Here is an 11169-nt window from a genome sequence, read left to right as displayed (position 1 = left end):
CGAGGCGATTGCTCCGGTCGCACGCCGAAACCCCGCCAAGCTTCCGCAAGCTTGTCATGCCAAGGCGTCCAAGACAGGGAGTCGTGTAGTCTGTGAACTTGGGGAGCAGGCGATGCCGCTGAGACGTTTGCGGAACATGACCGCCCCGGCTTCGTCCAGTCCCGCAAGACTGCAGACGGTTGAGCACAGATCAATCCCCCAAAACCCTGATGTCCATCAGATGCTCCTCTCTACCCCATGCCCGCGAGGATCGCCGCGGTTTGGCGGGAAGGCCGTTCATCCCATTAGCTCACCCTGAACTCGGCGGTGAATAGGCGGCGAGGCTGTCTGTTCATGTGGGGGCCTTCTCCCTGGGAGCCGGGGCAAGCTCACTCGCATTTCAGCGACCGCCATAGACGCTCGATCATGACATTGTCCATCCAGCGGCCGCGCAGCCCGTCCATGGAGACCCTCACCTCTATCCTCCAGTACGTTGGTGAAGCGCGGGCCGAGCCCCTTGTACAGCAGGAAGGTTTCACCAATATACGGACGAGCATTGCCGCGGCCGAAATTAAGCCGATGAAGCGCCACGAGGATTAAGTTAATGAGAGTTGTAATTTTCGGCTTGGGTTATGTCGGATTCACGGCCGCCTGCTGCATCGCGAGCGAAGGGCATTCGGTCACTGGCATTGATGTCAGTGACGCGAAGGTGGCCGCCATTCTCGATGGCTGCGCGCCCATCGTCGAGCCCGGCGTCGAAGAGATGCTGAAGGACGGCCTCGCGGCCGGGCGGATCTCCGCTGCCACGGAAATCGGCAGCTGCCTCGAGGCAGCTGATCTCGCCATCGTCTGCGTCGGCACTCCCTCGGCACCGGATGGATCGCACAACATGGGCTACATTGCCGGAGTCTCGCGGCAGATAGCCAAGGCGCTGGAGAGCCGCCGCCACGGCAAGCCGCTGACCATTGCCTACCGCTCGACCGTCCGGCCTGGCACGATCGAGGAACTGATTGAGCCGATCTTCCGCTCGGTCCTGGGCGCAGAGACGGAGAGCCGGGCCGAACTGGTCTACAATCCCGAGTTCCTGCGCGAGGGCTCGGCGGTGAAGGACTATTTCCATCCGCCCAAGACCGTCATTGGCACCCGCGACGGCCGCCCGAACGCGGCCATGGAGGAACTTACCCGCAACATTGAGGCGCCGCTCTTCGTCACCGGCTACCGCGAAGCGGAATTCACCAAGTTCGTCGACAACGCCTGGCATGCGGTGAAGGTGGCCTTTGCCAACGAGATCGGCCGGACCTGCCTCGATCTCGGGATCGACGCCTCGACGGTGCACGGAATCTTCAAGTCCGACACCAAGCTGAACATTTCCGCCTACTACACCCGACCCGGCGGCGCCTTCGGCGGTTCCTGCCTGCCCAAGGACGTGCGGGCGCTGCAGCATATCGGCGCGGTTTCCGGAACCAACATGCCACTGATGGACAGCCTCCTGCGTTCCAACGAAGCTCACAAGCACAGGCTCTTCGAATACGCCGTGGACGGGCTCGCCCCGGGCGCGCGGCTCCTGATGGCGGGACTCGCCTTCAAAGCCGGCACCGACGACCTGCGCGAGAGCCCCAATGTCGACCTGGCCCGCAAGCTGCTGGCGGCCGGCTACGAGCTCGAGATATTCGATCCCGCGGTGGAGGCTGAGCAGTTGGTCGGCGCCAACCTGGGCTATGCCTACAGCCAGCTGCCGATGATCCAGCAGCTGCTGGTCGGAAAGGCCGAGGCCGAGGCCCGCAGCTATGACAGGGTGATTGCCAACAACCCCACTGCCGACCTGCTCGATCTGCCAGCAGATGCGGAAATCCGCAATTTGGGAACGCTCTGAGCGCTGCCCTGCCGGAGGATTGTCTTGGCTTGGCCTCATCGCTGTGCCAAGCCCGCTGGAGATGCAGCCAGGAGTAGCCGGATGGCCGTCACGCATAGGGAAGCCGCCACCCTCCGCCGCGCCGGTCCGGCCGCTCAGCCCGCCGGGGTGGACCTGTCGTTCTCTGGACTGAAGACCGGGCTGCTGCTCTACCTCATCGCCGCGATGCCACCAATCAGCTTCGGTTTCGCCGGGATCGAGTTGGGACCGACCCGCACGGTGCTGCTGTTTCTGGTGCCGCTGCTGATGGCGCAGCTTTTCGCAGGCCGCTTTGGGCGGCTGCGCACGCCGGATTTCCTGCTCCTGGGCTTCTGGATGTGGCAGGGGATTTCGATCTTCCACTGGCATGGCAGCCAAGCCATCCAATATGTAGGCTCGGTCGGCGTCGAGATGATCGGCGGCTACCTGGTCGGGCGCGCCTATGTCCGCTCGGTCGCGGATTACGAGCGGATGATGCGCTTCTACGGCCTCATGGTGCTGGTCACAGTGCCCTTCGCGCTCTACGAATCCATCACCGGCGACCGGCTGGTGTCGCGGCTCTTCGACATGCTGCCGGGCGTGAGCAGCGGCGGCGGCGGAACCTCGGAGAAGCGGCTGGGCCTTTTCCGTGCCCAAGTGAACTTCAGCCATCCGATCCATTACGGCATCTTCTGCGCCATGGGCTTCACCAGCTCTTTCCTTCTGCTCGGCCCCTACATGAGCCGGGGCTGGCAGTACCTGCGGGCGGGGCTGATTGGCTTCGGATCCTTCCTGTCGCTCTCCAGCGGCGGCTTCCTGGTCTTCCTGATCCAGGCAGGCCTCCTGGGATGGCGCTGGATGATGCGCGGAACTGGCCGCCCTTGGCTGATCTTCGGCATCCTCTTCGCGGCCTTCTACGGCACCATTGAGGTGCTGTCGGACCGCTCGGCCTTCAAGGTGATCCTCACCATGGCCACCTTCTCGTCCTACAACGCCTATTGGCGGATTCTGATCTTCGAATACGGGATGCAGAACGTTTGGCAGCACCCGGTCCTGGGCATAGGCCTGAACGACTGGGAACGGCCGACATGGATGTACAGCGGCAGCCTCGACAACTACTTTCTTTTCGTGGCGATGGTCTACGGAATACCTGCTTTCCTGCTTCTGGCCACCGCCTTCCTGAAGGTGCTGTACCAGGCGATGGCGATGAAGATTTCCGGGAGCAATTCGCGGCTGCTGCGGGCGCGGGCCACCTGGGTGCTCAGCATGGTCGCGCTGATCCTGTCGCTGTGCACCGTGCATGTCTGGGGCAAAGTCTATTCTCTGGTCTTCTTCATCTTCGGCTCCGGCATCTGGCTGCTCGACGAAAAGGACCGGAACCGTGCGGACGGGCCTGGAGACGGCGGCGAGACGCTCCCCGCCGCGCAGGCACCGACCGCCCGGCGCGGCCAAGCCTATTCGCGCAAGCAGGCCACCGCAAAGGCCGCGGTCCAGAGTTCGACGGAGCCGGACAGGCCTCTGCCGAGCCGCCGAACCGGCCAAGCCTATTCGCGCAAGCAGGCCACCGCAAAGGCCGAAGTCCAGAGCACGACGGAGCCGGACAGGCCTCTGCCGAGCCGCCGGACCGGGCAAGGTCGGTGTTGAGCCGCGCGGCCCCCCTCCTGCGGCAGGGTCTGCTTCTGCTGGTCCTGGCCGTTACCGCCCTGCCCGGCCAGGCCACCGCGCTGGACGCCCCGGGATTCGCCGCCTTCGCCGGACCCGGCGAAGGCAGGCTCATGCTGCGCCTCGACAGCCTGCCAGCCGGACCCGGCACCGCCTTCCGCGTGGAGGCCGATACCGGCGCCGGCATCGCTGAGCTGCCGCCACCCTATGTCCAGACCTCGCGTGGCTACGCGCTCGATGTCAGCGGCGCCGCGCCCCGGCAGTTGCGGCTACGGCTAGTCAGGATCGCCGACGGGCGCGAAACGCGCGGGCCTTGGAGCTCCTGGGAGGACGTGGCCGAGCCCGGATCCGCCCGGCCCCGCCGTCCAGCAGCGCTCGGCGCGCAGGACTGGGACGTCTCCACCGATCCGGAACGCTCGAACACGCTGCTGGTCACCGTCCGGCACCCGCCCCGTACCGGCGGCGCGCCGCTGCAGGGCTACCGGGTGCGGATCGGCTTCAACGATGTCGGCCTGCTCCTGCCGCCGGAAACGGCCGCACTGCTCTCCGTCTCCCTCGATGCCGTCCAGATCGATCCCGGCGTTCCGGTGCCAGTCTACCTGGCTGCGGTCACCGCCGGGGGAACCGCCCCTTGGAGCCCACCGAAGACCGCCGAAGGCGCCTGGACCGGCCCGCCGCGCGCGCCCGCGGCCTTCGCCCCCAACAGCTGGCTGGTGCGGCCCGGCGATTACGACGATGCCGCCAGGGTGGAGATCCGCAACCTGCCCTACGCATACGGCTCGGAGCCCGGAGTCCCCGAATACCGCATTGCACCGGCCGGAGACCTGCTCGACCCGGCCCCGGACTGGGGCCTCTGGACTCCCGCACAACCCACCGCCTTCGACCTGCGCGGGTTGGTCCCCGGACGCCGCTACATGGTACAGCTGCGGCTTCAGAGCAGCTCCGGGCCGGGCGACCCGGGCGTGCCGAAGCTCGTCACCCCGCGCGCCCTGCCCTCCCCGGAGCATGCCGTGCTGGGCGATCTCAACCCGGCCGGGACCGGCCGGATCCGGCTGCCCAAGGGCGCTCGGCTTGCGGGTCCGGCGGATCAAGCCCGCAACTGGCGGGTCGAGGAGGGACCTGGTGGGCGCGACTACCTGGTGCCGCTGCGCGACGCCCGCAATCTCGGTCTGCCCGCCAGGCTGGAATTCACCGGCGGGCACACGGTCGAAGTCGCCCTCGCCGCAGACAGCTTCGCCGTCGAGACGCCAAAAGATTTGGCCCGCGCCTTCACCCTCGGTCCGGCGCGGCTCTCGGGAGCGCGGCTGCTGATCGGCGCGGAATGGATCGACACGACCGCCGAGCCCGAACTGTTCCGCGGCGCCTTGGTGGGGCTCGGGGCGCCACTTTCCGTCCTGCCGCGCGAACCGGAGTTCGGCACGTTGATCTCCCGCTTCGCGCTGCAGACCACCCGCAGAGGCCAGGTGGCCGGGCATGTCCGTTTCGAGAACCTGGATTTCTACTTGCCCGAAGCGCTGGTCTCGCAAGGCGGCCGGGTGCGGCAGGTCAACGTGCTCGACATGGTACAGGGACCGGGCCGGGCCGAGAGCATCGCCATCAAGGGCGTCACCATCCGCTCCGACGTGATGCCCGCCCGCATGGGATATTCCAGCAAGACACTGATCCGCGGGATCGACCTGACCGGTGCCGCGGACAGCTGGGTTACGGACAACGATCTGGGCTTCCTCTCCTACGGGCTGGCCACCGGCGGCCGCCGCAGCCTGGTGCGCGGCAACCGGCTGCACCACATCCTCGGCGATCCGGTGAACATCTACTTCCGCCCCGGGACCTCCGCCGCCCCGACCCGGCTGGAAGACATCGTCATCGAGAACAACACCCAGTCGGACTATATCGGCGACGGCTACGGCATCCATGGGGATGCCATCCACATGTGGATGATCGGCGCGGGCAAGGCCCCCGACCGGGTTGCGATCAGCGGGCTGCGCTATCGCGGCAATGTCTCCTTCCCCGGCGAAGAAGGCGTGCGCGCCCCGCCGGTGATCTCGCCGCTCTTCAAGGTGCGCATGGCTCGGGGCGATGCGGGCCTCGAGCCCAGCGAGGACGGCACCTATCTGCGGGTGGAGCCCCGGGAGGGCCCGGCGACGGTCCGGCTGCCCCCGGCGGCGGAGAGCTTCAGCATGAAGCAGGGCTTGGCCGGCGGCATGCAGGTCGCGGTGCAGAAGGCCGGAACCGGGCAGCAGCCGCTTCGGATCCTCGCCGCTGGCGGCGACCGGATCGGCGGAGACAGGACGGAGCTCGTGCTCCGCCAGCCCTGGGAGGCTGTGATCCTGACCGCGCAAACTGGGAGAGACGGCAGCCCCGCAGGCTGGACCGTGCGCGGCACGGCCCCCGCCTATCAAGGCTTCTTCGCCGACTCCAACGATGTTCCCCTGAGCGACACAGTGATCGAAGGCAATATCCTGTGGGGAATGGCTCCCAACCAGATCATGCCGCGCAACCGGCCGCAGGACGGGGTCTATGTCCATCACAACTCGCTGCCGACACCGTTTCCGGGCGATCTGAACGGCGATGGCCAGTACAATTCCCGCGGCGACGGCACGATGCTGTTTTCCAATGTCATCACGCTGGCCGCTTGGGACGGACGGGTCGGGATCTGGGCCAACCTGGCCAGCAATGTCGTCACCGCCGAGGGCGCGCCGGGCCAGGTCCCGGCGGCCTGGAACAACGGGCGGCTCGACTGGTCCGACCCGGCAGCCCTGCATGCCGCCTTCCCGGCCTCTCGGCTGGGCCGGGAAGGCGATCCCGCAAGCCTGATCTGGATGCCGCGCAGCCGCGAGGAGGCCATCGCCCTCGCCCGTCCGACTGCAGGCAGCACCTTCGCCATCCAGAGCCAAGGTGCGCTCGGCCCCGAGCCGGAGCTGGACTGGTGGGATTTCGCTGCGGGACAGCGCCGTGCTGGGGCCGGAACGGGTGGCACCTCCCGGCTCTCGCCCGCCGATGGCGACCGCCATGTTCCGGAACGGCTCCCCGCTCTCTCGATCGCCTTCGATGCGCCGCTCGCACCCGGCAGCGGCACCGCCGAGCTCCGCCGCAGCGGTACCGGCGCGCCGGTGCAGAGCTGGCGGCTCGATCCGCAAGGCGAAGCGCGCTTCCCCGGGGCGGAACTGCAGCTGCCGCTTGCGGCACCGCTCGTCCCCGGCACCGAATACGAAGTGCGCCTGCCTGCGGGCGGCTTCACCACCATCTTCGGCACCCGCATCCCCGCCCCCGTCTCCTGGCGCTTCGCCGCCGATGCCGCAGCCCGGGTGAACTTGCTGCCCTCGGCCGATCCGCGCGCCGATTACTGGAACAGCCCCGGCTGGGCTCCGCTCGGGAGCGGCGGACCGGCCGCCTTCCTCGCACCGGCAGGGTCCGGGCTGCGCCTCGACAGCCGATCCTGGCCCGGCTTTCTCGCACCGGGGCCGGTGACGCTGGGCTTCGACTATGGCACGCCCCACGGCCCGGCTCCCTCCGTCGTGACGCGGCTGCGCGAATTCGACGGGTTCAGCCTAGCCGTGGACTGGGACAGGATCAGCGTGCTCCGGGATGTCACCGTGGCGCCGGGGGTCACCGCGCGCAAGCGCGATGCCGGGGCGCTCTACGGGCTACCGCCCGGACGGGTGTTCCGCGCCGAGCTGAGCTGGACCATGCCCCCCGGGCTCGAGCGGGTGCTGGCGGATCTGGCAGTCGGCCTGCCGGAAGGCGCACTCATGGGCCGGCTGATGCTGAGCCGGGGAGGACCGCCCGCCGTCTGGAGCGCGCCGTGATCCCGGGCCGGGGCTGGAAGCCGCAAAGCTTGCAGCACGGACCCACTGGACCCCGCCGGAGCGACAGCCCTAGATGGGGCGGCATTGCGGAATCCCGGCCACCGCCACCGGGCACTTCCGATCTGCAACCGAAGGAGGGGCCATGACCGGCCGCGTCGAAATCCTGCTCGCCACGCGCAACAGCACGGATTACCTGGAAGACATGCTCGATGGGCTGCTCGCCCAGACGCATGACGATTTTCACTTGATCGTCAGCGACGACCTGTCAGAGGATGGGACGGTGGCGATGATCGAGGCCCGGGCCGCAGAATTCCGCAATCCGGTGAAGATCATCCGCCGCGACACGCCCTCAGGCTCGGCCCAGGCAAATTTTCGCACGCTGCTGGCACAGGCAAAGGGCGACTATGTCTTCACCGCCGATCATGACGACATCTGGCTGCCCGGCAAGATCGCGCGCGGCTTGGCCATGCTGCAGGCGGCAGAGGCACGGACAGGCCAAGAGCGGCCGCTGCTCTATCACTGCGACCTGATGGTCATCAACGCGAAAGGCGAAGTCCGAGCCCCCTCCTACTGGGCCTTCAAATCGATCGATCCGTCGGCCGGGAAGGCGCTGAACCGCTCGGTCATGCATCCCACCGTCACCGGCTGCGCCATGGCGATGAACCGCCCGCTGCTCGATCGGCTGGGCGACATCCCGGCCGAGTGCAAGATGCATGACTGGTGGATCACCCTCGTGGCTGCGGCCTTCGGCGAGGTGATCGCCGATCCCGAGCCGCAGATCCTCTACCGCATCCATGGCCGCAACGCCTCGCGTCCGCGGAAGGTCTCGCCGCTCGCCTCGCTGTTCCAGCTCGAGCGGGCGCATCGCATGCGCCTGGTGATCCGCCAGCGCATCGAGCAGGCGCGGCTGTTCCGCGACCGCTATGCCGCCATCCTGCCCGAAGCCGAGCGGCAGCGGCTCGCCCTGCTGCTCTCGGTGCCCGCGGCGGGATTTCTCGGCCGCCGGGTGCGGATGATCCGCGGCGGCTTCCTCTGGCCGGGCGTCTGGCGCAATATCGTGGGACTCTGCTTTGTCTGATGCGAAACGGCCCGGAGGCTCGTCTGCCTCCATCTCCAGCCAGATGATCGGCGGCGCCGCCATCTCCTTTGCCTCGATGATTGCGGTGCGGGTTCTCGGAATTGCCAATCTAGCGGTTCTGGGCCGGTTGCTGACGCCGGCGGATTTCGGCACGGTGGCGCTCGCCATGATAGTGATCGGGCTGATGGACGGGCTGCTGAACAACCAGTTCGAAATAGCCCTGCTCCGCCGCCGCGCAAGCCACCGCGACGAATTCAACACCGCCTTCACCATCGCCAACCTGGTCTGCGGCGGCGCCGTGCTGGTCATCCTGGCCCTGGCCTGGCCGATGGCGCATTTCCTGCAGCAGCCCGCCCTCTTCCCAGTTCTCGCCGTGCTCTGCGTGGTGCCGCTGCTGACCGGGCTGCGCAATCCCTATTTCTCCGAACACAAGATGGCGCTGAACCTAGTCCCGGCTGCGGCCGCCAACAGCCTGTCGCGGCTGGCAATGACCGTAGTCTCGGTGAGTTGGGCGCTGGCCTCGCCCAGCTACTGGGCGATCGTCGCGGGCACGGTCTCCATGAGCCTGTGCTATGTCCTGCTCACCTATGCCTGGCGACCCAAACGTCCCCGCTGGGGGCTGAAGCACGGACGCGAATACCTCGGCTTCGGTGGTTGGCTGACCCTTGCCGCAGCGCTCAGCTTCCTGCAGCGGCGCCTGCCGGTGCTGATGATCGGGCGGATCGGCGGAGCGCATCCAGCGGGTCTGTTCAATGTCGGGGCAGAATTATCGACCACACTGACACTGCAGCTGATCACCCCGCTGGCCGATGCGATCCTCCCGGCGCTGTCGAGCGTGCAGGACGATTCCGCTCGGATGAAGCGCGGCTACCTAGCCGTGCAGCAGATCCTGCTGGGGATGCTGCTGCCGATGGGGGTGGGCATCGCGCTGATCGCCCCCGAGGCGGTGCGAATGGTGCTGGGCGTGCAATGGCTGGAGGCGGTGCCGATCGTGCAGTGCCTCGCCCCAATCACGGCGCTGATGGCGCTGACTGTGGGAGTCCAGTCAGTCGTCTTCATCGACGGCAACACCAAAGGGCTGTGCCTGCGCAACCTCGTCGTGCTGACATTCGTCGTGGTGACCGCATTGGCAGGGATCAACCTTTACGGAACGATGGGAGCTGTGGCTGCGGCTGGAGCTGGGATGCTGCTGAACCTCTTCCTCACTTTGCTGCTGGCGCAGAAAGCCGGAATGGGCCATCCGGCGGAAGTTCTCTCCGCCTCGCGGCGGTCCTTCCTGTCGGTGGCGGCCATGGCCGCGTCGGTCTGGGCCGCTGGCCGACTTCTGGGCGGCCCGCCCGATGCCGCGGCACCGCTGACGGAAGTGGCCGCGAGCGCGCTGGCCAAGATTGCCACAGGCGGGGTCGCCTATGCCGGGACCCACTTGGCGCTGTGGTGCATGGAAGGACGCCCCCAAGGTTTCGAGACCGTCGTCACTGGGCTTGCAGTCCGAATCTCGGGACGGATCCGTCGGCGGCGCTGAGAACGTGCCGCCTCCTTGCCTCAAAATTAACGAAGAAGGCGTCCATGATACACGGGAGTTTTCAGTGGTCACGAACCTTGGCGAGCCACATTGACATCAGCCTCATCGTTTTGCTCCCAATAGTCTTCAAACCCATAGCCTAGACGTTTTCCAACAGGACCGCAAATTCGAACAAACGCTTCCTTTTCTCTATCGCTCCACGGCATCTCACTCAACTTGAGATACTTGGTCAAATCCCGCTTAGCGTGAGATTGTGGGCGCTGACTACGGAGGTATTGCGCCATCTTTTCCACCTCGACGCCATCCAATTCCAAATACTGCCCAATACCTTCTGATATTTTGTCAGGGCTATTCGACAACTCAAAGAAATCAAAGTCAAAGAAGTTACCGTTCAGTTTCTGACGCACTTCAAGCCATTTTAGGTTGCATTGCGCCCACTCCTGGCAGTGTTGCTCGAGATTTCGATCAGGAAATTTCTTTAACTTCGATTGGACATTATCCACATGGCGCCTCGCACAATGTATGAACTTGGCATCTTCATGAAATTCATTTAGAGATGGAGATAGGCGTATTGGATCAATTGTTGGAGTCTTGTCCATTATCCACGTACCGCGAAGCTCTGTTTGAAGGTATCGTTCGTACCCATGTACGATGCACCGCAAGAAAACATTCTGCTTTAGGTTATGGAGCCCGTTTCCCGGCACGTTTGCGCCGAGGCCTTCTTCTCTATGCCGTTTCACAACAGAGAAGATATCCTCCAGAATAGGCACCAAGTGACCTTCACCAAAGCCGACGTACCTCGTTTCGGCCAACGCATTTCGAAGAGCTGAGGTGCCCGAACGCGTGGAACCTAGAATGTACGTAACAGAGATCACCATGCAAGGCATCCTTGATATATTGTATTGGTTGAGTAAAATCACTGTAGCGTGCGACTTGCAACGACATTGTGGCAGTGCTGGGCCGTTGGGCTTGCCGCCGGATCCCGGACTGGTCCGATATTCACTATGCGGCCATTGCGGCGGCCATGTCGATCCTTGCCTGCTCGGGCGTGCGGCATCCGATGCTGAGCTATGGCTGAAAATGGGTGATGGGGCCTGAGAAGGCGGCGTATCGTGGCGGGTGTCGAAGCCTGCCAGAACTTCCAAATGGAACGATACGCCTATGACTGAAGATACCACGATCACCCGGCTCCGCCAGCCCGGAACCATCCTCGACCCGCTGACCGAGATTGCCCGCGAAGGAGCACGCCAGA

The 11169-nt window shown here is 65.6% G+C and carries 6 protein-coding genes; 5 read left to right on the top strand and 1 reads right to left on the bottom strand.

The genetic code is table 11. The annotated features are described in order from the left end of the window. Positions 1-583 precede the first annotated feature (583 nt). From HCC78_RS29975 to HCC78_RS29955, 5 genes are all read left to right on the top strand, one after another. The gene (locus tag HCC78_RS29975) at positions 584-1852 is read left to right on the top strand and encodes a nucleotide sugar dehydrogenase (RefSeq protein WP_172332413.1); all 1269 of its coding nucleotides are present in this window, start codon (positions 584-586) and stop codon (positions 1850-1852) included. 81 nt (positions 1853-1933) lie between these two features. Continuing rightward, the gene (locus HCC78_RS29970) at positions 1934-3493 is read left to right on the top strand and encodes an O-antigen ligase (RefSeq protein WP_172332412.1); all 1560 of its coding nucleotides are present in this window, start codon (positions 1934-1936) and stop codon (positions 3491-3493) included. After that, positions 3490-7317, top strand: coding sequence for an Ig-like domain-containing protein (locus HCC78_RS29965; RefSeq protein WP_172332411.1), 3828 nt, complete (start codon positions 3490-3492; stop codon positions 7315-7317). The genes HCC78_RS29970 and HCC78_RS29965 overlap by 4 nt, the downstream gene beginning before the upstream one ends. A 142-nt stretch (positions 7318-7459) precedes the next feature. Further along, positions 7460-8395 (top strand): glycosyltransferase family 2 protein, encoded by a 936-nt coding sequence (locus HCC78_RS29960; RefSeq protein WP_172332410.1) that lies wholly within the window; start codon positions 7460-7462, stop codon positions 8393-8395. Continuing rightward, on the top strand, positions 8388-9917 hold the full coding sequence (locus HCC78_RS29955; RefSeq protein ID WP_172332409.1) for an oligosaccharide flippase family protein: 1530 nt from the start codon (positions 8388-8390) through the stop codon (positions 9915-9917). Before HCC78_RS29960 ends, HCC78_RS29955 begins: the two co-directional genes overlap by 8 nt. A gap of 68 nt (positions 9918-9985) precedes the next feature. Here HCC78_RS29955 and HCC78_RS29950 read toward each other — a convergent pair whose 3' ends face one another. Beyond that, positions 9986-10795, bottom strand: coding sequence for a sulfotransferase (locus HCC78_RS29950; RefSeq protein WP_172332408.1), 810 nt, complete (start codon positions 10793-10795; stop codon positions 9986-9988). Positions 10796-11169: the final 374 nt, after the last annotated feature.

Source organism: Mangrovicoccus sp. HB161399 (assembly GCF_013184745.1).
In the GTDB taxonomy this organism is placed as follows: domain Bacteria; phylum Pseudomonadota; class Alphaproteobacteria; order Rhodobacterales; family Rhodobacteraceae; genus Mangrovicoccus.
Note: the sequence above shows the minus strand (reverse complement) of the source record. Positions and strands in the feature narration are given on the sequence as shown.